The sequence below is a fragment of the Sphingomonas sp. IW22 genome, from assembly GCF_041321155.1.
GTDB lineage: Bacteria > Pseudomonadota > Alphaproteobacteria > Sphingomonadales > Sphingomonadaceae > Sphingomonas.
Genome location: NZ_JBGGWB010000008.1, coordinates 38,208 through 64,233, shown reverse-complemented (window position 1 = coordinate 64,233; position 26,026 = coordinate 38,208). Strand labels below are relative to the sequence as shown.

29 protein-coding genes are annotated in these 26,026 nt (G+C 61.2%); 15 read left to right on the top strand and 14 right to left on the bottom strand.

From position 1 onward, the window contains the following. The first annotated feature begins 92 nt into the window (after positions 1–92). A complete protein-coding gene (locus ACAX61_RS17940) occupies positions 93–446 on the top strand; it encodes a hypothetical protein (RefSeq protein ID WP_370716021.1) in 354 nt (117 codons plus the stop codon). A 103-nt stretch (positions 447–549) separates the two neighbouring features. On the opposite strand, the gene ACAX61_RS17935 is transcribed toward ACAX61_RS17940, so the two are convergent. The 3 genes from ACAX61_RS17935 to ACAX61_RS17925 form a co-directional block, all read right to left on the bottom strand. Then, positions 550–1,023, bottom strand: a complete 474-nt coding sequence (locus ACAX61_RS17935) for a hypothetical protein (RefSeq protein ID WP_370716020.1) — start codon at positions 1,021–1,023, stop codon at positions 550–552. A gap of 85 nt (positions 1,024–1,108) precedes the next feature. Then, the gene (locus tag ACAX61_RS17930) at positions 1,109–1,321 is read right to left on the bottom strand and encodes a hypothetical protein (protein ID WP_214867343.1); all 213 of its coding nucleotides are present in this window, start codon (positions 1,319–1,321) and stop codon (positions 1,109–1,111) included. 86 nt (positions 1,322–1,407) lie between these two features. After that, positions 1,408–2,604, bottom strand: coding sequence for a DUF932 domain-containing protein (locus ACAX61_RS17925; RefSeq protein WP_370716019.1), 1,197 nt, complete (start codon positions 2,602–2,604; stop codon positions 1,408–1,410). Positions 2,605–2,786: 182 nt separating this feature from the next. On the opposite strand from ACAX61_RS17925, the gene ACAX61_RS17920 reads away from it, so the two are divergent. The 3 genes from ACAX61_RS17920 (at position 2,787) to ACAX61_RS17910 (ending at position 5,412) form a co-directional block, all read left to right on the top strand. Next, complete coding sequence (locus tag ACAX61_RS17920; RefSeq protein ID WP_370716018.1) at positions 2,787–4,523, top strand: ABC transporter ATP-binding protein; 1,737 nt, start codon at positions 2,787–2,789, stop codon at positions 4,521–4,523. Between the two features lie 75 nt (positions 4,524–4,598). After that, complete coding sequence (locus ACAX61_RS17915) at positions 4,599–4,871, top strand: hypothetical protein (RefSeq protein ID WP_370716017.1); 273 nt, start codon at positions 4,599–4,601, stop codon at positions 4,869–4,871. Continuing rightward, positions 4,852–5,412 carry a type II toxin-antitoxin system VapC family toxin gene (locus ACAX61_RS17910; protein WP_370716016.1) on the top strand — a complete coding sequence of 187 codons (561 nt, stop codon included), beginning with the start codon at positions 4,852–4,854 and terminating at the stop codon, positions 5,410–5,412. The genes ACAX61_RS17915 and ACAX61_RS17910 overlap by 20 nt, the downstream gene beginning before the upstream one ends. Positions 5,413–5,433: 21 nt before the next feature. On the opposite strand, the gene ACAX61_RS17905 is transcribed toward ACAX61_RS17910, so the two are convergent. From ACAX61_RS17905 to ACAX61_RS17875, 7 genes are all read right to left on the bottom strand, one after another. Further along, positions 5,434–5,739, bottom strand: a complete 306-nt coding sequence (locus ACAX61_RS17905; RefSeq protein ID WP_370716015.1) for a hypothetical protein — start codon at positions 5,737–5,739, stop codon at positions 5,434–5,436. Then, on the bottom strand, positions 5,736–6,794 hold the full coding sequence (locus ACAX61_RS17900) for a deazapurine DNA modification protein DpdA family protein (protein ID WP_370716014.1): 1,059 nt from the start codon (positions 6,792–6,794) through the stop codon (positions 5,736–5,738). Before ACAX61_RS17900 ends, ACAX61_RS17905 begins: the two co-directional genes overlap by 4 nt. After that, complete coding sequence (locus ACAX61_RS17895; RefSeq protein ID WP_370716013.1) at positions 6,773–7,114, bottom strand: hypothetical protein; 342 nt, start codon at positions 7,112–7,114, stop codon at positions 6,773–6,775. The genes ACAX61_RS17900 and ACAX61_RS17895 overlap by 22 nt, the downstream gene beginning before the upstream one ends. A gap of 32 nt (positions 7,115–7,146) precedes the next feature. Continuing rightward, the gene (locus ACAX61_RS17890) at positions 7,147–7,941 is read right to left on the bottom strand and encodes an N-6 DNA methylase (RefSeq protein WP_370716012.1); all 795 of its coding nucleotides are present in this window, start codon (positions 7,939–7,941) and stop codon (positions 7,147–7,149) included. 166 nt (positions 7,942–8,107) lie between these two features. Beyond that, positions 8,108–8,812 carry a hypothetical protein gene (locus tag ACAX61_RS17885; protein WP_370716011.1) on the bottom strand — a complete coding sequence of 235 codons (705 nt, stop codon included), beginning with the start codon at positions 8,810–8,812 and terminating at the stop codon, positions 8,108–8,110. 44 nt (positions 8,813–8,856) lie between these two features. Next, entirely contained in the window at positions 8,857–9,519 is a 663-nt protein-coding gene (locus ACAX61_RS17880) for a hypothetical protein (RefSeq protein ID WP_370716010.1), read from the bottom strand. Further along, positions 9,512–9,997: a polysaccharide deacetylase family protein gene (locus ACAX61_RS17875; protein WP_370716009.1), complete on the bottom strand. Its 486-nt coding sequence runs from the start codon at positions 9,995–9,997 to the stop codon at positions 9,512–9,514. Before ACAX61_RS17875 ends, ACAX61_RS17880 begins: the two co-directional genes overlap by 8 nt. A 197-nt stretch (positions 9,998–10,194) precedes the next feature. Here ACAX61_RS17875 and ACAX61_RS17870 point away from each other — a divergent pair, with 197 nt between their 5' ends. Beyond that, a complete protein-coding gene (locus ACAX61_RS17870; RefSeq protein WP_370716008.1) occupies positions 10,195–11,112 on the top strand; it encodes a Ros/MucR family transcriptional regulator in 918 nt (305 codons plus the stop codon). A gap of 74 nt (positions 11,113–11,186) precedes the next feature. Here the strand turns inward: ACAX61_RS17870 and ACAX61_RS17865 are convergent, their stop codons facing one another. Continuing rightward, positions 11,187–15,467: a strawberry notch-like NTP hydrolase domain-containing protein gene (locus ACAX61_RS17865; RefSeq protein WP_370716007.1), complete on the bottom strand. Its 4,281-nt coding sequence runs from the start codon at positions 15,465–15,467 to the stop codon at positions 11,187–11,189. A 634-nt stretch (positions 15,468–16,101) separates the two neighbouring features. Between ACAX61_RS17865 and ACAX61_RS17860 the strand changes: the two genes are divergently transcribed. Genes ACAX61_RS17860 through ACAX61_RS17850 form a run of 3 tightly spaced genes read left to right on the top strand, consistent with a single transcriptional unit; the run spans position 16,102 to position 17,632 of the window. Beyond that, positions 16,102–16,509, top strand: a complete 408-nt coding sequence (locus tag ACAX61_RS17860) for a hypothetical protein (RefSeq protein WP_370716006.1) — start codon at positions 16,102–16,104, stop codon at positions 16,507–16,509. Further along, positions 16,506–17,321, top strand: coding sequence for a type II toxin-antitoxin system RelB family anti-toxin (gene relB, locus ACAX61_RS17855; RefSeq protein ID WP_370716005.1), 816 nt, complete (start codon positions 16,506–16,508; stop codon positions 17,319–17,321). Before ACAX61_RS17860 ends, relB begins: the two co-directional genes overlap by 4 nt. Beyond that, positions 17,318–17,632, top strand: a complete 315-nt coding sequence (locus tag ACAX61_RS17850; RefSeq protein ID WP_370716004.1) for a hypothetical protein — start codon at positions 17,318–17,320, stop codon at positions 17,630–17,632. The genes relB and ACAX61_RS17850 overlap by 4 nt, the downstream gene beginning before the upstream one ends. 181 nt (positions 17,633–17,813) lie before the next feature. Here ACAX61_RS17850 and ACAX61_RS17845 read toward each other — a convergent pair whose 3' ends face one another. The 3 genes from ACAX61_RS17845 to ACAX61_RS17835 all read right to left on the bottom strand — a co-directional run bounded on the left by ACAX61_RS17845 (position 17,814) and on the right by ACAX61_RS17835 (position 21,420). Continuing rightward, entirely contained in the window at positions 17,814–19,856 is a 2,043-nt protein-coding gene (locus tag ACAX61_RS17845) for a ParB/RepB/Spo0J family partition protein (RefSeq protein WP_370716003.1), read from the bottom strand. Positions 19,857–20,029: 173 nt separating this feature from the next. Then, positions 20,030–20,938, bottom strand: coding sequence for a DUF7146 domain-containing protein (locus ACAX61_RS17840; protein ID WP_370716002.1), 909 nt, complete (start codon positions 20,936–20,938; stop codon positions 20,030–20,032). Continuing rightward, a complete protein-coding gene (locus ACAX61_RS17835; RefSeq protein WP_370716001.1) occupies positions 20,935–21,420 on the bottom strand; it encodes a sigma-70 region 4 domain-containing protein in 486 nt (161 codons plus the stop codon). The genes ACAX61_RS17840 and ACAX61_RS17835 overlap by 4 nt, the downstream gene beginning before the upstream one ends. A 369-nt stretch (positions 21,421–21,789) precedes the next feature. On the opposite strand from ACAX61_RS17835, the gene ACAX61_RS17830 reads away from it, so the two are divergent. The 7 genes from ACAX61_RS17830 to ACAX61_RS17800 all read left to right on the top strand — a co-directional run bounded on the left by ACAX61_RS17830 (position 21,790) and on the right by ACAX61_RS17800 (position 26,014). Continuing rightward, positions 21,790–22,335, top strand: coding sequence for a helix-turn-helix domain-containing protein (locus ACAX61_RS17830; RefSeq protein ID WP_370716000.1), 546 nt, complete (start codon positions 21,790–21,792; stop codon positions 22,333–22,335). A gap of 60 nt (positions 22,336–22,395) precedes the next feature. After that, the gene (locus tag ACAX61_RS17825; protein WP_370715999.1) at positions 22,396–22,740 is read left to right on the top strand and encodes a hypothetical protein; all 345 of its coding nucleotides are present in this window, start codon (positions 22,396–22,398) and stop codon (positions 22,738–22,740) included. After that, complete coding sequence (locus tag ACAX61_RS17820) at positions 22,740–23,234, top strand: hypothetical protein (protein WP_370715998.1); 495 nt, start codon at positions 22,740–22,742, stop codon at positions 23,232–23,234. Before ACAX61_RS17825 ends, ACAX61_RS17820 begins: the two co-directional genes overlap by 1 nt. Continuing rightward, complete coding sequence (locus tag ACAX61_RS17815; RefSeq protein ID WP_370715997.1) at positions 23,177–23,806, top strand: JAB domain-containing protein; 630 nt, start codon at positions 23,177–23,179, stop codon at positions 23,804–23,806. The genes ACAX61_RS17820 and ACAX61_RS17815 overlap by 58 nt, the downstream gene beginning before the upstream one ends. A gap of 205 nt (positions 23,807–24,011) precedes the next feature. Then, on the top strand, positions 24,012–24,629 hold the full coding sequence (locus ACAX61_RS17810) for an AbrB/MazE/SpoVT family DNA-binding domain-containing protein (RefSeq protein WP_370715996.1): 618 nt from the start codon (positions 24,012–24,014) through the stop codon (positions 24,627–24,629). Continuing rightward, complete coding sequence (locus ACAX61_RS17805) at positions 24,622–25,023, top strand: type II toxin-antitoxin system VapC family toxin (RefSeq protein ID WP_370715995.1); 402 nt, start codon at positions 24,622–24,624, stop codon at positions 25,021–25,023. Before ACAX61_RS17810 ends, ACAX61_RS17805 begins: the two co-directional genes overlap by 8 nt. Positions 25,024–25,066: 43 nt before the next feature. Then, positions 25,067–26,014, top strand: a complete 948-nt coding sequence (locus ACAX61_RS17800; RefSeq protein ID WP_370715994.1) for a nucleotidyltransferase and HEPN domain-containing protein — start codon at positions 25,067–25,069, stop codon at positions 26,012–26,014. Positions 26,015–26,026 lie beyond the last annotated feature (12 nt).

Sequence of the window (26,026 nt, the reverse complement as noted above, 5' to 3'; positions counted from 1 at the left end):
TCCCAGCCTGATATTGCCGCGATACTGCCATCCGCATAGTGAACCGCGTCGTCCCAGTCATAGCCATGGCGGGAGGAAGCCTGCAGGATGAAATGATCGCGCGCGGCGCCCTTCCCTTCCGCGATGCGGCGTTCGACGAAGGCGAAATTCCGGCGCTTCCGCTCGCGTTCCCCTTCCTCGCGGATGGCGTCGTTGAGGGGGCGAAGCGCCGCGACGCGCTCGCGAATGCGGGCCATGCGGTCCTGGGCTGGCGCCTCATTGGGGAGATCCGGAAAGTCAGCCCATGCGCGAGCCAGTTGCTCTGCATGATCTTCGGGGCGGCCCCGCGCGACCCAGCATCGCGCGTCGGCGGGATCGAAGGCTGTCGAGGCTTCAATCATGGCGGGAGGCCTCGGCACCGGAGGAAGGCAGCGACAGCCCGCAACCATGCTGGACGGAATTTCTGAGCGGCTTGTCATGCATGCGCGATCTCCTCAAGGATCACGCCATCCCTCCCTCTCTCCTCTAGGTCTCGGGTCGGCGGCAAGGAGGCACCGCGAAAGGGGGATCTCATCCGGCAGCATTGCCCCGATCGGTCAGTGGACTTCCAACCGCATCATAGCGATCGGGATCGGCTGCCGGGACATGCCATCCGAACATGGCGCCGGCTTGCATAGCTGCGATCGCGGCAGGCCTCGCATTGAACGCATCGACCGCGATGAGCGAGGGCATCGGCCAATATCCGGCCTCGCCGCGCTTGATGATGATGGTCTCGCCAGTTTCCGGATGAGGACAGGCGCACATATCTGGAAGCTTCTCCAGATTGGCGAGACGCCGCGCCGCGTTGTCGAGGCGGAGCCTGGGCAAGTCCGAGAGCCAGGATGGCCCGAACTGGTTGCGGATCATGCGAAGCGATGCGCTGTTTGGCTCCCGCTCGTCATCGCCGTTCATCCATTTACGAGTGAGCGCGTCCTTCCAGCGCCGGCCATGACGCGCGCGGAAATCGAGCAGCGCGCGCCACATGCGATCGTCAGGTTCCTGCATGATGATGTCCTTGATCGGGACCGGCCACTCCGCCGCATGATGCGCCGGAGTGGCTGGCTATGGCCGACTTGATCGCAGATGAGCGTCAGACGGACCGGACGGTGGCGGTGCGACGGAGATCGGGAATGCGCGCATTATCGTAGACGCTGTTCACCGACATATGCAGCGCCTGCTGCTGCGCGCTGAACCATGTCGCGGCCGGGATCCGATATGTCTCGGTGGCGAAAGGGTCTGCGCCGCTGAAAAAGGCGACGTCGACGGTGAATTCCTGGAGGGGGGCGGATTGATGGGGACGCATGAGGGCATCCTTTCATGACGTAGGGCATCCTGGCGCGGGACCAGGATGCGGGACTGAAGAGCGGAGAAGCGGACGAAGGCCTGGCGTCAGAGCGCCTGTTCGAGGAGCTTTCGGGCCTTGGTTTCCAGTTCGAGGCGACTGTCCTGATGGGGCTTCGACCGCGCGAGCGCGGTTATGCCCTGCACGAAATCATAGATGGATTCAGGTGGCCTGCCTTCCTCGGCGAGTACGGTCTGGATGATTTTCGTGGTCTCGGCCTTCGAGAAGCCGCGCCTGCGCAGGAAAGGCTCGCGATCTTCGTCCTTGCGCGCGACGATCCGTTCGCGGGCAGCCTTGATGCCGGAGATGAAATGCGACGGAGAGGAGTTCGCGAAATGCTCGAGTGCCGGAGCGGCCTGATGGGCAAAACGGGCGCCGGCGAATTTCGAGTGGCGGATGTTGACTTCCTCGAAATTCTCGACGCCCCAAAGGCATCTGTTCGCGCAAACGCCTCGGAGGTAAAAGGTCGCAATGCCGAGCGTTTTCGAGCCGACCTCGCTGTTCCAGGCATAAAAGCCGCGAAAGTACAGGTCAGGATCGCCATTTGGCAGTTTTCCTGCCTCGATCGGATGTGTATCATCGACGAGGAACAGGAAAATATCTCTGTCCGATGCGTAGAGTGTGGTCGTTTCCTTGGTGATATCCACGTGGGGATTGTAGGTCATGCTGCCCCACTGGATTGTGCCAGGCACCTTCCAGCGCGTATCGCCGACGCCGTCACCGGCAAAGGCCATTACAGCCTGGACCAGCTCCCAGTCGAAAATGCGCCCATATTCGGAACCGGTAGCAGCGCGCAGTTCGGTTCTGCCATTGTCCGTCTGCAGCAGTTTGACCTGCTCGCCGCGGTGGGTCATGAGCCCTTGTTGCAGGTTGATGCCCGCAAGGGCCGCTGGAAGCTGGCGCAGATAGGAAGCCGGTGCCCCAACGAGGCTCGCCACCTGGCCGAAGGACCAGTTGGTCGGCGCCAGGGGGCGATCATCTCCAGGCGCCATCAGCATCAGGCGTTCAGGGTTGTCGCTTTTCGCCTCGACCCGGATCGCGCGGCTTTCGACGATGCGGGTGGTCGCCCTGTCCGCGCGGCCACGAACGGCATCATAGAGGCTGGTCAGCGAGAGATATTTCTCATCGTCGGGCCGGGAGAACCATTCCGACGATACGCGGCTGCTCATTCGGCCGCGCGAGACATCGATGCGATAGGGGGCGGATACGGGGGGCGCTTCGTTCATGCGGGCAAGGGTCGCCATGGGAACCATCTCCTTGAGATAGAGGAACAACGGGACGATCCACATCTCCCGTCACATTCCCGCCCCTCCCTTCCCTTTCTGGCGTCTCGCGATCCCGGCTTCGCAACAGCCTGATTTGCCGCTAGGATAAAGGCCGCGTTCCAAATCCTCCTTCTGGCTCATTCACCGATCGCCAGGAGGCCATGAAAGTGACGACGTTCGGCATATTGGTCCGGCTGACGCGGCTGATGCTGTCTGCGGACCTCGGTGCCAGGCGGAGCCTGATAGAGGCTTTCGCCCTGGAAGCCCTCGTGATCGCGATGGGCGTCGCCGGTCCCTATGCGCTCAAGCTGCTGATCGACACGTTGGCCGGACCAGTGGGACCGCCCATGCAATTGTTGCTGTACATCCTGCTGTTCGTGGGATGCTGGGCGGGCGCCTCCATCCTGGAAACGGCCAGGCTTTCCTGCACCGCGAAAATGGTCGATGCACTGGCGCGGCTGCTTAAAACCCATGCGCTTGGCGCCGCCCTGCCTCAAATCACGGCGGCGCGCGACAGCCGGAGCGGACGCGTTCCCGGCATGCTGGAGCGATTGCCCTATAGCCTGACCCTGGTCGTGGAAGGATTGATCTGGCGGCTGGGGCCTGTCTTCCTGCAGGCTCTTGCCAGTCTCGCGGTGATCGCCAGCCTGATCGAGCCTCGCAATGTCCTGATCCTGGGCGTGACGCTGTTGGGATTCCTCGGGGCAACCTGGATGGGCGCGGCACGCCACCGTGTGCATGCCGATGCAAGCAATGCGGCGGCATCGCATGTGTCCCGCACGATCGGCGACATCGTGCGCAATGCCCGCCGGGTCATCCTCAACGGCGCTCTCGATCGCGAACTCCACTATGTGGGCAGGACATTGAGCGCGAAGCGGCAGGCCAACGGGGCCATGTACCGTTCGCTGACGATCATGGCGGCGCTGCAGTTCTGCATCGTGGGAGCCGGGCTTGTGGCGCTGCTCATGCTGGCCGGTCTCGATGTCGGCAAAGGGCGAATGACGGCAGGCGAATTCGTGTTGTTGCAGACCTATGCCTTTAGACTGACGGTTCCGCTGAGTTCGCTGGGCTATATCCTGGCGCAGGCCGGTGTCGCGATCGCCAACATTCGCGACGTTCTGGCATTGACGAATGCCGAAGATGAGCGGGGTTCCTGGCAGCCTGACCGCTTTGCCGACGCCGATCTCGCCGCTGAAAATCTCAGCTTCCGCTATGATGATGGCTTGCCCGCCCTCGCCGGGATTTCACTGCATATCGCGTCAGGCCGCTTCGTCGCCATCGTTGGCCCGAACGGTTCGGGCAAATCCACGCTTGCCCAAATCCTTGCCGGCGTGCTCGCACCTGCCTCGGGAAGGGTTGAGATTGCAGGTGTAGATATCGCCACGATCCCCTGGAGCGAGCGTCATCGCTATATTCTTTATGCGCCGCAGTTCATCGGCCTGTTCAACCGATCACTGCGGGAGAATATCCTCTATCCCCCGGCGAACCAGCCCATCAGCGACGTCGAGGAACTGCTTCATGTCTGGCGCTTCCACGAGCCTGGAAGACCGATCGACTTCGATATGGAATTGGGGGAACAGGGCGAGCGCCTGTCAGGAGGCCAGATCCAGAAGCTGGAGCTTGCGCGCTTGGCGGGGGTGGATGTGCCAGTCCTGATCCTGGATGAAAGCACGTCCGCGCTCGATCCGCGCAGCGAGGCAGATGTGATCGCGAGGCTGCAGTGCAGGACCAATAGCGCAACGACCCTCATCATGATCACCCATCGCCTGGCGACAGCGAAGGGCGCCGATCAGGTTCTTTTCATGAAAGGGGGCAGGCTGGTCGGCAGTGGGACGCATGCGGAGCTAATGCAGGGATGCGCGTCCTATCAGGCTCTCTGGCTCGCTCCGCAAGAATGAGGTTGGCAGGCGGCTTTCGGCAAAGCCTTGCATGTTTTACAAAATTGCGTATATGTTCAACGTGAGGAGTTTTCGATGGCAACGAAACACGAAGATCATTTGTCCCAGAGACATGAAGCGGTCGTGGCTGCGGCGAAAGCGGCTGGCTTGCTGTCAGGCACCAACAGCGCCGTCGGCGCGCGCGTGCCGCGTGAACTCATCGATCGTGCCAAGATGCGGAGCGGCATCGCCTCGACCACAGATCTCGTCGAATATGCTCTTGCCAAAGTGGCGCTCGAGGATGATTTCGGCGCGAGGCTGGTAGGCCGGAAGGGTTCCATTCCTGCGGATGTTGCGCTTGGGATTTGATCGCAAGGCTTCGCTACGCAGGATCAGGCCGCAGCGGCTCGCGGCAAGGCTGAGACGGCGGTCCGAAGAGGAATTGCCGCTCGTTCACAAGGCAGCCATCGTCGGCCGGGAGCTCCTGCTTGACACCTGCGTCTACATCGACGTGCTTCAGGGCAAGACACCTCTCGAGGTAGATCGCTTACTTGAAAACCGGATCGTCAACCATTCAAGCGTGGCGCTTGGTGAAATGACCCATCTGATGGGTGCGCTCGATCCGACCGACAAGCGCACCGCGTCTGTTCTCAAAATGCTGGGGCGGACAATCGACGATATTCCCGAGCATCGCCTGAGCGTGCCCTCTTCGCGTGTGTTCGGCGAGGCAGGCATGCTGGCAGGAATGGTAACACGCCTTTCCGGTCAGCCGCATTCCATGGCGCTGCTCAACGATGCCCTGCTGTTTCTTCAGGCTGCAGCGACAGGTTGCGATCTGATGACAGGAAACCGGCGTGATTTCGATTTTCTGGATCAGCTCATGCCGGGGACGGGCTTGATCCTCTACTGACCGGTGGTTCACCTGTTCGGATCACACCTCATCGCGCAGGATGGAATAGACGTCATCACCATATAGGCGGGCGGTCTGGCAGCTCGCATCCCAGAAATGCGTTCCGGCGCGGAGGCGCGCTGCCACCCAGAGTCCGGTGTCCAGGGTGCGCCAGATGCCGATAGCGGTCCACAGCCCATGCGGAGAATATTCAAACCAGAGCTGGCGACCGAGCTGGCCGCATTTCATCTGAAATGCCCAACCGCGACGGTGGCGCTCGGCCCTGACGTCATTCCCCGCATATAGACCGGGCAGGATGCGTTCCATGCTTTCGCCGTGGCGGATCATCGTGAGGCCCCGGCGGATTCAAGCCGTTCGGCCTGGAAGATGTCGGCTGCCCACTGCGCGATCCACGGTTCGGAAATCTCATCGTGCGACAGTTGCCCCTCTTCGATCAGCGCCCGGATTTCGGCGCGGGCCTGTGCAATGGCCCTCTCCCATGGATCGCGTGGCAGTCGGTCATCGGGGCCGAGCGGCAGTTCGCCCTGGATGGGCGCGGGAACGCATGCGGTACGCGCATATTGGCGACGTGCCCATCTTTCCATATGATCGGCGACGACGGCGTCGGTCTTGGAGATGCCGCGCTGGCGCGCCTCGATCCTGCTGGCTAGCCCGAATGCCTGGCTGTCTGTTGACGCGACACGATGTTCGAGCCCGCAGAGCTTGCTGAGGGCCGTGCCCTTTATGCCGAACCCGTGAATCATTGTCTTGGCCCCAAGAATGCGATCGAGATGCTCGAAGATAGCGATCACCCCATCGCTGCCGCCTACGGGTCTTCGGCACATGGAGCCGATGCCGATCAGAGGTACGACGTCGATGATATCGCCCAGCGCATCGATGCAATTTTCATAATCGCCTGCGACCCGGCCTTGCATTACCGGCATGAAGCGATGGGCAATGCCGCGGTCATGAGCGCCGCGCCAGCAATCGCGGTTGACCCGGATGGTTCTCGAAATCCGGTCGCGCACCTCTTCGCGATCGGGTGCGATCTCGGGTTCGACGCAATAGTCCATGCTGGCGAACCAACGGAACGGATAGCTTGCGGCGAGATCGAGATAATCCTCAGTTGCCCAAGGATATGCGTGGTATCGCGACAAAGCCACGAACCCCGCACTGTCCAATGAAATGCTGGACAATCCGCCGGCATTTTTCAGCAAATCGTGGCGCCACCCCTGCCATTCGGGCCAGCCCTTGCTGCGATTCCAGCGCGAGAGCGCGTTCGCCGAGATGAGTGTCGGCACCTGCATGGTACGGGCGCGGTTCAATATCGGCCCCTCGCGCAGATGCGGAAGGCCGACCATTATCTCGATCGCCATGAGGCTCAGGCGACGTGCCAGCAGCACCAGCGCTCTGCGGCCTGCCGAGCGCTGAGCAGGCCATGATGTGCGCTGCACCATCTGCGGAAAGATGGATCGACAGCAAGAGCGGGGTCGCCGAGTTGACCGATCACATCCTGGATGAAGACGTCGGCTGGATCCTTGCCGAGCCCGGCGTGCGCGGCGGTGATGGCCGTCTGAAGCCGCGCCGCCATCTTCTCGGCTTCCTCGATAGAAATATCCTCTACGGCGCGCATGCCGCCTCGTGGTCCGCAGATGGCAAGCGTTATGACTGTCATCCCGGCCGGCGTCCGGCTGAGTGCGGTGATATGGACATGATGGAACATGCCGGTCTCCAGCAATGTGAAATCTTGGACGGTCAGAAAAGGCTGAGCTGTTGCGGCATGGCCGGCGGCGATGCTCGAGGCTCGCGTGACGGTGAAACTGCGTGGTTCATCGTGGCCGGCGCAGGCGGCGCTTCGACAGTATGGACAAGCGTCTCACCGGCGGGCTCGTGGCGTCGTCGGTGGGCGAGCCGGGCGTTCCATCCGCCCAGAATATGGGCCGGTGTGTACCAATGCTCGCCCGTTTCGCCCGAGAGGGAGTTTCCGACCATGAGATGCGCCGGCACATGCAGCAGAGAGAGCTGGACATAAGCCATGTGGATCGCGCGCGGGTCGATATCGATCGCGGTGACATGAAGATGGCGCTGATAGTTTATGCCAAGATCGCGCATGGCCTCAGCAAGCGCAATCACCATCGACCCCGCGCCACAGGCCGGTTCCATGGCGGTCACGAAGCCATGGTCGCCGATGATCGCTTTGACGCTTTCGCAATCCCCGATGGTCACCTGGGCCATGAAGCGACTGAGGGTATATGGCGTGAAGAACTGGCCGCGCGCCTTGTTGTGCAGCTCAAGGTCGTGAAACAGGGCGCCCAGAACATCGCCAAGGCCGACTTCGAGCGCCTGCACCAGTTCGGCGAGGACTCGCGGAAACAGATCGATCACATCCGGCCGGTAGTGCCCGACAATGTCGAGATAGCGCGCCTCGCGTGGCTCGCGCTGCCGCAGATCGACGCTGTTGACCATGGCAAGTGCCATGGCCTCCATACAGTGGCCGAAAACGGTGTAGAGATCGTGGCGCGGCTGGCTGCGGCGGAGCAGCGTCGCCATCGCTTTGAGATAGGGCTCATGCATCGGAGCCTCCGGATCGATGATGGCGCGCGCGCGTGGGCGCGGGCGGATGGGCCAACCGCAGCAGGATTTTCTGCGCGGCGCTTTTTTGTGAGCGCCCGGAATTTGCGCGGACTGAAGAGTGCAGGCGCGGATATGGACCTGCTCAGGCGGCCTTCAGGCGAATCCACTCGTAGAGCAGGTGGTCATCCGGACCATGTTCCGAGCCGATGGCGATCCGGATGAGACGGCCGTCACAGGCAAAGGCCGATGCCCGGGGAAAGTTGAGGTAGGAGCGTCCTTCAAGGATCAGGTCGCCGGAGCGCACCTTGGTGATTTCGCGGGTCGTGCCGAGCAGGCGATGACCGGCCGGTGCGTCGATCAGTTTCAACTGGTCGCCGGCTTTGATCCGCTTCTTGAATGCCGCCAGCGATATCACCGTATCGACCGGATTGCGGCTACCGCTGCGCTTTGCCAACGCAGACCAATAGGCCTGGGCGATGCGGACTTCGCAATAGAAGCTGCACGACCAGAAATCCTGCAATGGATTGGTCCGGGTCGAACCGAACCGTTCCATTTGATCGCGCACCTCGACAATGAAGGCGTTCTGCGCGTCGCGGCCGGTCAGGTCGGTCGGAGCATCGAGGAGCTCTGCGATGACCTTGCGTCCTCCGGAAAATTTCTCCGTGCGGATCGCGAACGTGGTTTCGGTAAAATGCTCTGCCAGATGGCGTTCGATCCGCGACGCGAGCGACGGCAACGGTTCTCCGGCGCGGTAGAGGTCGCCTTCATAATGGAAGTTCCCGCGTTCGTCATGTTCGGTCTGGCTATACAGGCGCGCGGATGCGCCCGGCGCGGTGGCGTCGGTCATGATATTGTCCTTCTGGCTTGAGAGGATTTTGTGGTGTGAGCCGGTCAGGCCGGCGGCGGCACCGTCAGGGCATCGGTGCTATCGCCTGCTTCAATCCGGGCGAGCGCCCAGTCGAGATAACCAAGGCGCGTGTCGCCATTCAGGACCTCGGCGATCCAGTCGACGGAAGGATGGTCGGGGTCGTCGATCCATGGATCGGGCGGGTCTCGCACTGGCGCGGTAGCGAATATGGCCAGTCGTCGCGCCAGCTGCTGCTGCGTGGTCTCGAACTCGACATGATCGGCGAATATCGCACACCACCCTCCCCCGAAGCTGTCGCGACGGGCACGTGAGCAGTTGTAGCTCCAGTCGAAACCGATGGGTTTAACCTTCAAACTCTCCTGGCAACAATTGCGGATGAGTTCGGCGATCGGGCCTGGCTGGAAGTCCGTGGTTCCGTAGATCGAGACGACACAGTCGACGCCGCCCTCAATTTCGATCTCCGCGCCGAAATCGGGAAAGGCGGGATCATCGAAGATGCCAAGCAGGCCGTTGAACGGATTGCCGAGGTCCGTCGGCATGAAAGCGGCCAGAAACTCCGCGCTCGGTTCACCCGGCGTGAAGTCACCCAGCAGGTCGGCAGCGTGCTGCCACGCCTCTTCGATCAGCGCGCTTTCGGCTGCCGTGCAAGTGAAAGCGAAAGATCCCTGGACATGGTGATCAGCCATGGACGGTCTCCGAAATAGCCCGATGGCCCGGATCGTCGTCGACCAGGACCAACGGCGGCGGATTGATGCGCGCAAGCCGGTATTCTGCTTCGATCGCCTCGATACTGCCCAGTTCCCTGATGCGCTCGATCGGGAAGACTTGCTCGTCCTCCTCGGTTGTCAGGACCTGTTGTGGTTCACCATGGCCGAGGTAAATAACCCGAACAGACGGAAAACTGCCGGGATAGCCGCCGGACCAGCGAACATAGTGGAGGCCATGACGGCGACAGACAGCTTCGATCTCTTCGAAGCGACCGTCGGCGACGTCATGATCCATCAGCGCAAGTGGCGTATCGATGGGTAGATTTGTAGGGTTGAACGGCGTGCCATCCCAATCGATAGTGGGATTATCTTTCCCGATGGCCTGGATGAATTGAGGATATTCGGAGCGCGCAAGCACGCCACCGATCATGATGTGGGCGGATACGCGGTCAGCCATGGTGCGCCTTTCATGGAAACAAGACCTTCAATCGGTCCTGATCTCTCCCCTCTTCCTCCCCTTCTCATTTTCGGACCCATGCGCGCGCGATGCACAGGGCGCTTGCATGAGCAGCACTTTCCCGCTTAGCTGTTGCCCCCAAGTTTTTCCCCACAATCATCGCCATCTTCATGGCCTTCCAGTTTAGGGAGTATTATGTGGCCGACACCGAGCAGCCCGATTTTACCGCTATGACCGTGCAGTTATTGAGCGCCTATTTCTCCAACAATCAGGTGCCGGCGGGCGACATTGCGGGGATCATCGAAGCCACCCGCGATGCGCTCGAACGAAAGGCCACAGTAGAGACGCCGGCAACGCCCGAATATGTTCCGGCTGTGTCGATCCGCAAAAGCCTGAGTTCGCGTGAGCACATCATCAGCATGCTCGACGGCAAGCCCTATAAGGCGCTCAAGCGGCATCTGGCGACCAACGGTCTGACGCCGGCGCAGTATCGCGAACGCTACAATCTTCCCCAGGATTATCCGATGGTCGCGCCGGCCTATTCGGAGCATCGACGCGCGGTTGCCCAGCAGCTTGGGCTTGGAAGACGTGTTGGCGCAAAGTCGGCGGCTGAGGCGCCCGCAGTCGAAGCAGCGCCCGTGGCCACGACGAATGCCGCAGCGGCTGCGATGATTGTACCGGAGGTCGCACTGGTGGCCGAGACTGCCCCCGCCCCTGAGAAAAAGTCCCGGCGTATCCGTGTCAGGGCTGCTCTTTCCGATCTGGGCGATGAGGCTGGGACTGCTGAATCTGAACTGACGCCGGAGCCTGTAGCAGCGCCAGCACAGTCTGAAGGGACCGCCACAGCAAAGCCGGCAGGCAAGAAGACAGCCGCCAGGAAATCCGCAGTGAAGACGAGGGTCGCGGCGAAAGCCCCGACACCGGCGCCCGCGGAGGAAGCGGCGGCTGCGCCGGCAACGGCGGAAGCTGCAAAGCCGGCGGCCAGAAAGAAGGCCTCAGCGAAAGCCTCAGCCGTGAAGGCTGCTCCGTCCACGAAGCCGAAGGCGCCTCGGCGGCGTGCTGCGGCGGCCAAGCAGAATGCGGGCGAGGCGGAGGTGCCGACACCGGCGGAATGATGATCTTCGGCGAAGTGCGGCGGAAGCGCGCCGCACTTCGCCGGGCCGATGCTTCACAAAGCGCCGAGCCGACATTAACGGCGCTCGGCGATAATCCTGGCAAGGATGTCCCGTGCTTGTTCCGGCGGCAGGAACAATCTGGTCTTGAATTGCACGACTTCGCTGAATGCGCCGCATGCCTTCAGCCAGGTTCGATCTTCGGGACAATAGTCCCGGATCTCGAGACGGGGACTGTCGTTGACATGAACCCGCGCGAGCCTTGCCGTCCCGAGGCCGGGGATCGGAACGCCGCTCCCGGCACGCGCGCCGGCGATAATTTCGTCAGGACCAAGGGTGATGCCCCCATCGAGCCTGAACTCCCTTTCGAGCCGTTCGAGGGCGGCAGGATGGATGATACGCCCGAGGATAGACGTACCGGCGCCATCGTCGATCCGCCACACCCGCACATCATCCTCGGGCAGCTTGTTCCAGACGGGCAACAGCAGGCCGGTCGCGAGGGTGATCGTCTCGACCAGAAGATTCTTGCCTGCTTCGGCGGCCTCGTTTTCCCAGAGGTGCTGGAATGCATCGCGGTCGATCTCGCTCCAGTGGCTGGCCGCCAGGGCTGCAACTTCCATGCGGGACTGGCCTGTGGGGCGAAGAAGATAGCATCGCTCGATCCAGTTGCCCTCTTCATCCTGCCCCGGCCATGTCGGCACGCGCAGTGCCACTCGGCCGGAGCGGGCATTGCGAAGCCAGGCGATATCGTCCGCATCCTTGCATTCGAGCTGGAGCATCGCCCAGCTGGTGATCGGCGGCCGCCGGTGCAGTTCCAGGCGCAATAGCCTCGTCTCGGCCCCGGTCACGGGATCGGTGCGCAAGAGTTGATCGGACAGCAGGTCCATGCGGTCGGCGCGAATAGTCTCGATGCCAAGATCCAGCGTGCCGGCCGTGCGCGCTGCCTCGACGCGATCCTCGACCAGTCCCAGAAATTCCTCGAATATGCTGTTCTGGGTAGCGATCCGCAGCGCCAGGATGCGGTTGAGCCAGCGATGGATAGGCGGCAGGCGCTCGAGCAGTTCCCCGCCCTCACCGCACAGTTCAAGTCCCGTCATCGCCTGAAAGGCGTCGAGCGAAACGCTGCGCAGCTTGCCCTCATAGAGGAGATGGAACCACTGCGTGAGTGCGTCACGAGCATAGTCCGATTCCAGATTGTCGGACGGATCGAAGAGATTCTGCGATCCGGTCTGGCGCTGTCCCCTGGTCAAGGCGCCCAATGCTTCGAGGCCGCGGATGATGGTGCTGAGGAAGCGGCGCTCGCCTTGGCAATCGGTGGTGAGCGGGCGATAGACAGGGGCGGTCATCTGATTGGTGCGATGACTGCGCCCGAAGCCCTGTACGGCCGAAAGAATGCGGAAACCCAATTCGAGAAGAAAATGCGCGCGTCGGCGGTGGGCGGTCGGGCAATTCCGGTCGGAATGCATGGACCGGCCTGTGCTGCCCGCGAGCGAAAAGGCGGCGATCGGCTTGCTTCCGTTCTGAAAAGCCTGGACTTCGAGGACGTTGGCGCGGGCGCCGCGCCTCTCGATTTTCTGTTTCCCGGTGATATCGGTTACGATGCGCCGCGAGCGTCCCGTGATCTCGGCGACCCGGTCGGTTCCGAAATGCGTGATAAGGGCGTCCAGCGCGGTCGGAATCGCCGGAAGCGCGCACAGATCCTCGATCAGCGCGTCACGAGCCGCGATCGCCTGCCTGCACAGCACTGGATTGCCCTCGGCATCGGTCATCGGTTCGGCGCGCACGGCGCCATCGTCCGCCCGGAAGACCCGCATCTGGCGTATGGGAAAGGCATTTTTCAAATAGTCGATAAGGGTTTCTTTGGGCGAGACCTGAACATCCAGCATGGCCCGCTCCTCGGCGGTGAGTTCGGAGAGCCGCCGGTCCATGATGGCTTCACCCGTGCTCGCAAGCTGCACCAGCACGGCGTTGTCCGACGCCAGTTCCTGTTCGATCGCCCTGATGAGCGAGGGGATTTTCAGGCTCACGAGAAGGCTCGAAAAGAAGCGTAACTTGGCCGACTCGAAGGAACTGAGCGCCGATCCGCGCGCCCGCGCGTTCTGCGTTTTGCCCGATATCCGGTCGACGATGCCGATCTCTGCCAGCACTTCGCGAAGCCCGCGGTGAATGATGCTCCAGCTATCCGCATAGGCGTCGTAGATCGCGATCTGGTCGGGGGTCAGCACATGTTCGAGCGGCTCATATTCGACGCCCGCGAAGCTCAGTGCCCTGGCGGTGTAGAGGCCCATCGCCTTGAGGTCGCGGCAAACGACCTCAAGTGCTGCAATCCCCCCCTCCTCCATCGCCTTCATGAACATGTCGCGCGTGGCAAAGGCCGTGCCCGGTCCCCAGAGGCCAAGGCGAACGGCATAGGAGAGGTTTTCGGGCTTCGCCGCGCCGGTGGCCGACATATAGAGAATGCGGGCCCGTGGCAGGGCATTTTGCAACCGGACGCCCGCCAGCCCCTGTTCCGACCCTTGAGCCTTCCCGAAATCGGTTTCCGTTCCGCCGGCATGGGCCATGGCGTGGGATTCGTCGAAGACGATCACACCGGCAAAGTCCTCGCCGGTCCAGTCCAGCAACTGCTGCAGGCGCGATGCCGTGTCATGGCGGGCGGACCGCAGGGCGGCATAGGTCAGGAAGACGATGCCGCTTTCCATTGTGATCGGTTTGCCGAGAGGGAAATTCGCGATCGGCTGGATATCGATGGCGAGGCCGCCCAGCGCTGTCCAGTCGCGGCGTGCGTCTTCGATCAGGTCGGCCATGGAAATCCAGATCGCGCGGCGATTGCCGCGGTTCCATTGGTCGAGAATGATGCCTGCCGCCTCGCGGCCTTTGCCGACGCCGGTGCCGTCGGCGATGAAAAAGCCGGTGCGATAGTGGTGACCGTCCTTGTCCTCGATCAGGCGATCGCCGGCGAGATTGGCCGAGAAGCGACCGGCAAGATCGCGCTCATGGGCGTCGCCCGCATAGATGATGGTTTCGAGCTGCGCCTCCGAGAGCGCCTTGATCGCGCGGTCCTGGAGCATTGGCTGATAGCTGGGCGCCGGAGGCGACACAGAAGCCATGGCGATGGATTCGACCAGGTCGTCGGGATGCCGGGAAGCATCCTCGATGGCGATCCGCGCGAGGCGCCAGGCCGAATAAATGCCCACGGTTTCACCAGGCGCAAGCGGCGCCTGGTGCGCGGTATAGATAATCGGTCGTGCCTCATGCGCCGTGGCGGCGATCCGCGAGGGTGGCGTAAGCCGTTGGCCGTTCATGCGTGCGAAGAGCATGGCGGGCGATTGAGCGGCAGGGACAAGTGAACGGGGCGCAGCGGCGGCCGGCGGCGGGGCAAGCGGCGGCGGCTCGAGGGGATCGAGGCGATCGGGCATGGCAAGCACGAGGCGCAGCGCCGCTTCGATGTCACCGGCGACGTGGCGCTCGGGCGTGCCGGTCCATCCCTTGTCGAAGACCAGCAACCGCACATCGACCCCTGTGCCATGTTTGGCGTAGGGGCTGCCCGATATGGTGAGTTCGGCGCGGGGCGGAACAAGTTCGGCGACGGCATTATAGCCAAGCGCCGCGGACCCTTCAGGTGCAAAGCTGGTGGGCATGATGGCGACGCATCGCCCGCCAGGGGCCAGGCACGACAGTGCAGCGCGCAGATGGCGCGCGCCGGCATGACGGTCGATCCCGCGCCCGGTGCTGCGGCTGAAGGGCGGGTTGATCAGCACCAGCGTCGGCTGCCGCTCGCTGGTCAACAGATCCTGGATATGTTCGCCATCATGGCGGGTAACAGTCTGATCGAGAATACGGGACAGGAGATCGGCGCGCGCCGGATCATGTTCGTTGAGAAGCAGGTGCGCGCCTGCCCGTAGGCCATGGACGGCCAGCATGCCGGTGCCGGCCGAGGGTTCGAGCAGGATATCGTCCGGTCGGCAGTTCGCTGCCATGGCCATGAGCCAGGCCAGGGTGATGGGCGTGCTGAACTGCTGGAGGTCGACCTGCTTTTCCGAGCGATAGGTCTGGGTTGGCAAGCGACGTTCGAACTGCCGCAGACGTTCGAATATGTCAGTAGGGGTGCCGCCAAGGAGCGAGCCTTGCGGATCGGCGAGGAGCAGGACCTGGGCGGTTTCCAATGCGTCATAGGCATCGCGCATCGACCAGAGCCCGCCGGCATCGTCTTCGCGGAAAGCCTCGGTCATCAACCGTTTGAGGCCCTGGCGACTGATGGCGGCGCCATTGTGCAGGCGGTGGAAAAGAGAGCGAGCGACCTCGGACAGGCATGTGGCGCTGTCTTGGGTATGCGACAGTGCGAGTTGGGGCAAATTCATGGGCACCTCTTGGGACAACAGGACAATCCTCCTGTCCCCTTCCCGCTCTCCTCCTTTGTGGCGCTCGGATTTGTGCGGCCGAGACTGCGCGGAAAATTGGACCGGTTCGGAGGGGTCCCGTGCGGCTTTTCAGGCTTCATCCTTAGACGATGATATTGGCTTGCTTGGTACCACCACAGTGGCCGGCAATTTCCCGGTGACGCTGACGCAGTCCATTGCGCGCATGATCTGCGATCTGTCTGGACACAACAATTTAGCGGTTTATGCCCGTTGCGTCAGGCCGCTGCTATTGAAGCCGCCTATGAGGGCTCGTTGGCGAATATCTGGATGACGGGCTCAGGCGCTTCGTTACCGGTCAATATTCGAACCGTTTGCCCCTCGCCATGATGCTGGGTTATGTGATGAACGGTCTGCCAGAGCGGGCACGCAAGGGGGCGAAGCACGCGATAGCGGTCCGTGCGACAGCGATCGGTCCCTAGTCGAACGAGAGTATCGCGGTGCACGGCGGCAAGCCTCTGCGGTTTCGCAAGACGTTCGCTTGCGTGCTTGGGGATCGAATAGAGGGTATGCATAACTCTCCTGGCCTTTAAGCAGGCTTGTAGAATATCTGGAATTTTATATATTGGGGGCATGGTTGAGCGTTCAAATCCGCTATTTCCTCGACACGGCAACGAACCAGGGTTTCCTGCCGGATTTCGCGAGCGCCGTGCGCACAGCACGGGCGGCTGGCGATCTTCCAGCGCGCGACGCGCTGTTTTCGCACTGGCTCGACCATATCGAGGACTCACTCGCGGCGAAGTCGTCCGCTGCGCTGACGCGCTATCTACGTCCGCGCGTGTGGCGCACGATCGACAAGTTTCCCGTCTTCCGCACGTCGGGACCACCTTATGTGGCCTATCTTGCTTATCAGCTGCCCAGCGGAGCGCACCGCATTTTCGTGCTGGCGGCCTGTTATCAATTTGGGAAGGGCGGTGAAACAGGATGGCTGAATTCCGTGATCGCTCCGCGAATCGCCACGGCGCGAAGACTGAGGGTGGTATGAAGATCAAACTGCGCAAGAAGGCCGACGCCGGGTTTGTTATTCCTGTCCTCTCGGAAGACCCTGAGACGGCCGTTACGCTTGGCGCGGCGCTGCGGCACATGCAGGCGCATGACCCGGCTTTCCTCAAGGAGGAAGCGATCGATCCCGTGGCGCTCGAGATCGGCGTCCAGATCAGGAAGGCGCGTCTGCACGCCAAGCTCACGCAAAAGCAACTCGCTGACGCCAGCGGCATACAGCAGGGAGCGATCAGCGATATAGAGCGTGGCAAGGGCAAGGACGGTCCGAGCTATCGGACGGTAAAGATGCTCGCCGAGGCGCTTCATGCGGACCTTGCGCTCAATCCGCGCGACGGCGAAAATGCGGCAGACACCGATCAGGACGAGCATGTCCTGCGTAAGGTCGATAATGGCGGCACGCTCACCTTGACGGATGTGCTTGTCGGCTCCGGTGCGCTCCTTGGCCCGATTTTGCGCTCGGCTCTGCCGGAACTTGTCCTCAAGGCGTTCAGTGAGAAACTACGTCTTGCTCTCAAGGCCGCCCATGCCGAACATTCCCTTCGCGAAGCGCGGCCACGTAGTGAGGTGTGGGCACTAGAGCCTCATGGCCAGGTAAAGGTTCAGGTTTCCGAGCCATCGTTCGTACTCGTTATCGATGGACCGGCGGTCGTCACGGGCCGTGATATGGTGTCCGATCGGATCGCCTTCGTGTCGAAGGCCGATGCTCTTCAACTTGCGAACACGGGTGGCACGGCGGCCTCGGTCCTCGCGGTCCCGGTCAATGCCCCGTTTCTGCGCGATGCCGTCGGCGCGTGATCGCGCTGCTGTTCCAATATGCCGGTATCATCTCGGGGGCGTTTGCAGTGATTTCGGCGGCGATCATCCTGTACCCCGAGTTCATGGGCCTTCGCTATTTGCGGTGGAGTGAGAAGCTCCATGATCGCAAAGACGATCTTGGTGCCGATCCGGCGAGTGTGGGTGCGCTCTCCGAGATCGAAGGCGAACTCGCCCGTGCAGGTCGCGCCGGATTTCGCGAAAAGCGCCGCAACCTTTACTGGGCTGGATTCACGCTGCTTTTGTCCGGCATGTTTCTCGCTATCGCTTTTTTCGACATTCGCCCAAGCTGATCGCCCGTTCGACCTGACCGCTTTGCGCACAGGCGCATGAGAGACAAACGCATGGGCGATTCAAGCCCACACAAGATGCGACGGCATTTGTCCAACCCGTCGCCGTTATTTCAGCTGCTACCTGATCCACTTCAACTTCGAAGCCGGGGGGACAGGCCGTAGCCCATCACCCCAGTCCCGATCAGGCAGCCTGGAAAATCTGATCGTCGTTGTCGGCGTCGACGATCCCAGTGGGTGATGCATCGTGATCGTCGCCCGATGCACCGGGTTCATCAGCGATTTCGGCAGGGCCAAAGCGCATGGCTTCCGGAAGCCATGCAAGCGCGCGCTCCTTGATCTCGGGCTCGATGATGACATCGCCTCCGAAAAGCCGCTCGGCCGAAGCCGAAAGATCGTGCTTCTTGGAACCGGCATAGCGCGATTGCAGTTCGAGGCCGCCGATTTCCTGGAACAGGCTCAGAATGGCAGGCTTGGTCAGCTTGTCGAAGTAGGTGAGTGCGGTCGGTCGCCACCAGGCCGCGACATCGATCCCGAGCTTCGTTCCCAGATGATCGAGGAAGCTTGCTTCGCGGCGACTGGTCGGGACAGCCTGCAGCGTGCGCGCGATCGCCCAGCCGAGCCAGGCTGCGCGCGCCTCATCGGAAAGCGCACAGAAGGCGTCGTAGCGATCCGCGATGGCCTGGTGATTGACCCAGCTTCGATCGAGCGCCTCATCGAGCTTCTTCCATTCGGCCACAGCGGCCGTTTCCGGCTTGAAGTCGGCGAGGAGGCGGGCGGGAGCCGAGGCGCGCAGATCGCTCGGAATGTCGGAGGACGAGACGCGGCATTCGCGATCGACCATGATGAAGGTGCCCAGATCCAGCGCGAACGCGGGATTGCTGGCGACATGGACCGCCAGCAGTTCGGTTTTCATCATCGCCAGCATCTCGCGCAGGCGCTGGCTCATCACCGGGCCGCTGTTTCGCGCTTCGTCCTTGCCAATTTCTTCGGCGAGGATTTCGCCGTCGGTTTCCCCATCCTCGAGGCTTTCATCCTCGTCATCTGCACCCTCTTCGTCGGTGGCGACGGGCGCGACGAACAGTTCCTGGTGAATATGGGGCTGGCCGTCCGGTCCGATCACGAGATAGGCCAGTGCGTTCGCCTTCTGCTCGGCATCGACGACGGGCTCGCGTTCGACGATGGCCGATAGCTCAGTCTGGAGGGCGGTGTAGCGATTCTGGTCCTCTTCGTCCGGCTCGCAGCCTTCATCCTCGAGTTCGACTTCCAGTTCGGCGAGTTCCTGCTCGATTTCGAGCTTGCGCTGTTCCTGCTCCTCGCTGAGCGCCGGCGCTTCGACCGGCAACGGCGTCAGAGCATAGGTATCCATATAGGGGACGCGGGTGTTGGCAACGGGACGGACCTCGGCAAAGCCTTCCCGTACGCGCAGCATGTCCGCTTCGGCGACGAGTTTCATCATCGCAAGCTCGTCGACGATATGGGTGTCGATCCAGCGTTCCTCGTCCGCGTTCGAATAGAGGTCGGCGTCCTCGATCCGCCCGCCGGCGGCCGCATAGGCATCGCGACCGACCAGCAGCACGCGGGGGTCGTTGCCCCGATAGCTATAATCCTTGATACGGCGGCGGATTTCACTGACGGAATGGCCGCAATAGCTGTCCGAGAGCATGTCCCAGATTGCTTTCTGGCGCGCGCTGTCGGCCGTGGTGCAATAGGCCTTGGCGACATCGAGGGTGATCTCGCCATTCTCAAGTGCCTCGAAGATCGGCTCGGCAAGGTTGGCGAGACGCAGGCGGCCCATTACGAAGCGTTCGGTGAGCCCGAACCGCTTGGCGACGTCGGCGGCCGTCTTGCCTTCGACCTCGATGATATCCCTGAAGGCGCGGCATTCCTCGCCCGGCCCCATCGGAAGCCGCTCGAAATTTTCAACCAGACTGACCTCGCGGCCATTCTTGGCGTTGTCGAGGACCAGGACGGGGATCGCATGATCGGCCGGCAGGCTGCCCTTTTCGATCAGGCGATGCACGGCGTCGAGGCGGCGACCGCCGGCGGTGATCCGGTAATGGCCCTTCTTGCGCGAAACCGGCACCCCGACCAGATTCTGGATGAGGCCGTGGGCAAGGATGCTGGCTTCCAGTTCCGCATCGGCGTCCGCGTCGCCGCGGGTCCGGACATTGACGGGTGACTTGGTGAGATTGGCAGCGGGTACGGGAATGGGAGTCTGGGACATGGGTTTCTCCATTGGTGCGGCTCGCTCATCGAACCGCCTATCCCCTCTCCCTTCCCTCTTGTTGCGCCGGGACGGGACGGTACGAGACAGGATCGCATGCGAAATGGATTGTCAGCAAGGGAAGCGCTCATGCGCTCGCGGCAGCGAACAGGTTTTACGCATTGGCATGATCGTCACGCCGCGCGCGGCATATCCTCGAGTACATCTGCCCAGTCATTATGAGGAACGGGGGGCCATGGGCTGAACAGCTTCAGACCCGTATACTGATGGGCCAGCCGGATCTGGCGGTTCGCTTTCCATCCCGCCGCATCCCTGTCGAAGAGTAACACGAGGCGTTCCAGTCGGCTGGGCAGCAGGATATGCGCAGCGCGTTCGGCGCCAAGCGTTGCCCATACCGGGATTCGATGAAGGCGCATTGCGGCGAGCGCCGTTTCGATGCCTTCGGCCAGGCCAAGGATAGTGGTCGCAGCGGCAAGTTGCACGGCGCCACGGCCAGGACGTCCGAGCATCATCCGCGGTTCGGCCAGATCATTGGCTTTCAAGGCCGCTGCGGGATCGAGAAAGGTTCGATGAATGGCAACGATCCGATGGCCCTCGCGGACTGCGGCGATGAGTGCGGGTCGAAAGACGGCAGCCCTCCCCTGCCCCAACGGTGTGCGCGGGTTGTAGCGAAGGTCGCGCCAAGGCGGCGTGAGGAAACGGTTGCCGAGATAGGCTTCGGCGGGCGTGCCGGCGATCGGATTGGAGGCATCCCAGACGCGCAGCGCCGGCCCGGATCCGGTTCGAAAGGGGCGGTGCCTGATCGGTGAGATCGGGGCGCCTCGCTCGGGCAGATCGAGATGAAGGCGGCGGATAGCCCGCAGAACGGCGACCGTGTCGCAGCCTGCGAAGCATTTGAACAGCAGGGCAGAGTCACCGACGCGGACGGAGAGGCTCGGTTTATGGTCGTTATGGGCGGGACACAGGCATAGGCCGCGATCCTTTCTCCACGTTCCTCCAAGCCGTCGGCACAAGTTTGCACCCAGGAACTCCAGTTGGAGAGTTTCCATCGTCGCGTGCATTAGCGCCGGGTCATTCTTCATGCCTCATCGAGAGCTATCGACAGCGCCAGAAGCGCCGCCGCCAACTCGCGCTGAACCTCGGTTACGTCGAGATCGAGTTTGGCGGCGATGGCTGAATAGGTGAGGCCTTCGACGCAGTGGGCGAGGTAGATGGCGCGCCTTTGTTGCGGGATCTGCGCAAGGGCGCTGCGCAGCTTTGCTTCCTGCGTCGCATCGCAGGATAGCAAGGCTTGCCGCTCCACCCAGATCCATCCCCTGACCCATACGCCCTGAGGGGTCTCCTCGACATGGGCTTCATCCTCGTCGATGCGTAGCACCGGTGCGCCTTCCAGCCTGGCCCTGGCGGCGGCAATGGCCGGATGGCTAGGTGTACCCAGTTGATCTGCGATGGCGTCGAGACGGTGCAGCAATGCCGCAGCTTTGTGGCGAGGCCGGAGCCAGGGCCTGCCGACAAGCCAGGGCCTGAGGTCGTGAAGCAGCGAGACGATTTCAAAATTGTGCATGGTGGCCCGTTCCTGTCGGATATTCCCCTGCTCAATCCCACCCTTCCCCTTTCTCGATCCATGGTCATGCGAGAAACCTTATCCCGGTTGCAAATTTAGGGGATTGGTGCGTGTCCGAGCTCGCCATCGATCCCCCAATTCGGCCAATGCCAGCGGATGCTATCGGCCGGCTGGCGCAAGGATGGTGGGCGGTTCTCTTCGATTTGCTTGTGAAACAATCTGTCAAACCTGCTGCGGTCCGGCTATATTTCGGAAAGGATTATACTCGAAACAGTATGCGATGCGCTCGGAGGCTGGCGGCAGAGGGGTTGAGAAGGGCGGGGAAAAAGGCAGCTTGCGATCGCCGTGAACCGGCGAAGGGATACGCCCTTGGAAGACTATTCGGAACTGTTCGAGCGCCTCAGCCCGCGCAAGGGCGACTGTCTGCGAGAAGCCGCCAAAGGCTATTCATCAAAGGAGATCGGGCGCATTCTGAACCTGTCCTACCATACAGTGGACAACCATATCCTCGAAATTCGCAAGATGCTCGGCGACATGTCGCGAAGAAAGGCAGCACAACTTTTCGTGGATTGGGAGGCTCGCAAAGGGGGGCAGAATTTACCCCCCTACCCAATGGCTATTTCCGAAGCGCCTGATTCCCGGTCAACTGCCTCCATCGAAACCCAGGCAGACGACCAGGTGGAGCAAGGCGACGTTGAGGATTTCTTCGCGGAAGAGCAAAAGCCCTTTGGCTTTCGCGAACAAAGCTTTTCCTTGCTCGACATTGTGCCGTTCCGCATAACCGGGAGGCAACGCAATGAGCTGAGTAAATCATCCACGCTGATCGTTTTCGCGATCCTCACCACCCTGATGCTCTTTGCCGTAGGCGCCGGAATTTCCTTGTTGCTGGCGATCAACGGCCTCGTAGGAAAATAGAGCAGCAATCCAGATATTCTATCGATATGACCTGCTCCGCGTGAGCGGGAAGGAGAAACCATGCGCGCTCAACGCCAATCCATCGCCAAACATGTTGCCGAACGTCTGTTCGCCGCGGAGGAGGCTATCGATATCGCAGCCGCCCGCATTGCTGAGCTCAACGCAGCGCTGCCGCTGGCACGGCTGGATGCCCGTCTGTCCGCCATGATAGGCCAGAATGCCATCCAGAGTTCCGCTTCAGCTATGCTGCTGATGGCTGAAACGCGAGAAAAGATCGTCATTACGCACGCCAATCTCAAGGACGCCAGTGATGCGATGGGATTGGCGGAGACCAGTTATGGCGATCTGCTCAAGGTTCGAGCTGTCGTCTCACAGCCCGAGGAGCACCGCCTTCGCGCCGTGTAATGCGTTTGCCGAGGGAAATTGACGTATTGCATCATTTGTTGTTGCTTCACGCCATGACACGACAAGCTCTGTTCCTTGCGTTTCTGCTTTTGAGCAGCGTCTACGCCTTCACAAAGGGTGGCCAACCCGAACGGATCGGGGTGGCCACCCTTTTAGGGGGTGCAAGCCTGACGGTACTTGTCGCGTCTCCCCTCGGCACCCGTTTTCACAGCGTGGAATCCGGAATCCTCATCATAGATATGTTGATACTGGGTATCTTCCTATGGCTTTCAATTCGGAGCACCCGCTTTTGGCCAATCTGGATCGCCGCGATCCTGGGTGCGGAAGTCGTCATCCATGTTGCACTTGTGATTGCACCCGAAGTGGTTCCTCGTGCCTATATGCACGCGCTGGCGATATGGAGTTGGTTTGCCCAGATGGTCCTGGTGATAGCGACATGGCGGCACAGGAGACGGTTGATGCGCCTGGGTGTCGACGCGCCCTGGAAGAACTGATCAGTCTTACCTGCCCGGCGCGCGCCGAAGAACTCTCGGAGCGTCTCTTCGCCCGCTTCGGCTCTCTCGGTGAAGCGGTATCGGCCCGTTCGGCGGAACGGATCGAATTGCTGGATGACTCGGTTGAGGTCGAACAGACCTTCCTTTGCTTCAGGCGGGCCATGACGCAGATGCTCAGGGGCCAACTCACGCAGCGTCCCATATTGTCCAGTGATCAGCTCGTGCTGGACTATCTGCGCAGCCGCATGGCCTATGAGCCGATCGAGCAGCTACGGGTGCTGTTCCTCAACGCCAACAATGAGTTGATCGCCGACGAGGTGCTAGGCGTAGGCACGGTGTCGGCCGTCCATGTCTGGCCGCGCGAAATTCTCAAGCGATGCCTCGATCTGGAAGCAACCGCGATTCTGCTTGTCCATAATCATCCATCCGGCTGCTGCAGGCCATCGCGCGCGGATCTGGAACTGACGGAAAAGATCGCGAAAGCCGCCAAATGTCTCAACGTCATCGTCCATGACCATTTGGTCGTGGCGCGCAACGGCACGACGAGTTTTCGCAAGGCAGGTTATCTATGACCGGCGTGAATCGCTTTGACGGTAAGGCCTGCCTGAACCGGCAGGCCGGCTGTCATCCCGAGCAGGGGTCCGGAGGTGGCTCATGTTTCCAGAGTCGATAAGCTCGATGGACAACGGACGTGAAGACATATGGCCGCAAACGTGCCGGGCAACGGCATGTCGGACCTTTCTGAAGATGGCGGCAACCATAGACAGGAAGTTGGGGATGAAACTCTCGTCGAGCCCCTATCTGGGATATCTTCTGGAAATCTATATCGCCGGGGTCGAAGGCGAAAGAATATATCCGGCATGCCTGTCGCCCAACCATGCGTCATCGACTGCGCACCGTCGCTCAATCAGGCTGGAGGAACTGGGAGCTCTTGTACGCGAGGCTGATCCCGTAGATGGACGATGCACTGATCTAAGGCTCGCGGAGCCGATGAAGCAGGTCCTGGAGGAGGCAATTGATGTCCTGATCGGGCAATGTCTCAGCTTTAGTTCTGAAATCTGCGCGCTGGGACAATCCAGCAGCTTGATACCGATCATGGAAATGAGGTACGATCAGCTCACTGGTACCATTCAGGATGTTAGTGACATGACCATCTTGCGAGGCAAGGTCATTGCAGGAGGCCGCATAGCTCTTCCCGCCGATATCCGCCGTTCGCTCGGCCTGCAAAACGGCGATACGGTGCTTTTCGAGGTCAATGGCGACGAAGTCCGCATTCGACCGGCTCGGTCCGCGCTTAGGCGTGTTCAGGAGCGTTTGCGCGCTTTCGCTCCCGAGGAAGGACTTGTTTCCGAAGAGTTGATTGCCGAACGCCGTGCTGAGGCAGCCCGTGACTGAGGCCGAGACCGGTGCTGTTTATGTTCTCGATGCCTCGGCCCTGCTGTGCCTCCTGTTCGGTGAGCCGGGAGCGGATCGGGCGGAAATGCGATTGACCGGTGCTCTGGTGTCGGCGGTGAACTACCATGAGGTGTTGGCCAAGCTTACCGATCATGGTGTCGATGCGGCTGAAGCGCAGATGATGCTCGCGGAACTCGACATTGATGTAGTGCCTGTGGATCGTGCGCAGGCCGAAATTGGAGGGAAGCTGCGACCCGAAACGCGCGACGGCGGGCTGTCTCTGGGTGATCGATCCTGTTTGGCCCTGGCGCTGTGCAACAGTGCGACCGCTGTGACTGCCGATCGGGCATGGGAAACACTGGACGTCGGCGTGGTGGTCGAACTGGTACGATGACCGGCATGCCAGATGATGGAAAGCGAGATGAAAGACTGAACTGATGCGTACCGACCTCAAACATCTTCCCCTCGCCAAGCAGCGTGAACTCGACCGCGTCGTGGAGATGCTGTTCCAGGGGTTCCGCGAGGCGACACAGGAGGCGACGGGTCGGCGCAAGTCTGCCCGGATACTCAAGGTCATTCTGTTCGGATCCTATGCCAGGGGCGATTGGGTAGATGCCCCCTTCGATGCCAACCAATTCATGTCGGACTATGATATTCTGGTCGTCGTCAACCAGAAGGAACTGACCGATGGCGCTCGTTATTGGGAGGAAACGGAGCAACGCCTGTTCGACGCTCATCAGGTCGAGAAAGTGATCCGCGCACCGGCCAATTTTATTGTACATACGCTGCAGCAGGTGAATGACGGCCTGTCCCATGGGCGCCCTTTGTTCACCGAAATCGCCAAAGATGGCGTGATCCTTTACCAGTCCGATGACCGGCCGCTCGCTAAACCCAAGCCCAAGACGCCTGAACAGGCATATTCGATGTCGAAGGAGTATTTCGAAGATCTATTTCCGGCGGCAATGCGACGTTTTGCATTAGCTGAGATCAGTTATGAAAAAGGTTGGCATAGTGATGCGGCATTTGATTTTCACCAGTCCTGTGAGTTGCTTTATAAATGCGTACTAGCAACGCTGACACTGTACGTACCTCGCAGCACAAATATTGTATTTCTGAGGAGTATGTCGGAAGGTCTTGACAGAAGGCTGTTTGAAGCTTGGCCACGGGAGATTCGTGCCGATCGCGCCATGTTCCAGAAGCTGAAGGACGGCTATCGGAAGGGCAAATATTCAAGGCATTTTGATATTTCGGTTGAGGAGCTTGAATGGATCATTGGCAGGATAAGTATCCTTGGTCCCATTGTACATGAGGTCTGTTCCGAACATCTCGCAGCCTTGAAAATCAGTGCAGAAGCTCCAACGAAGGGAAGTTCCGGAGTTCTATAAACGCGTAGCCGT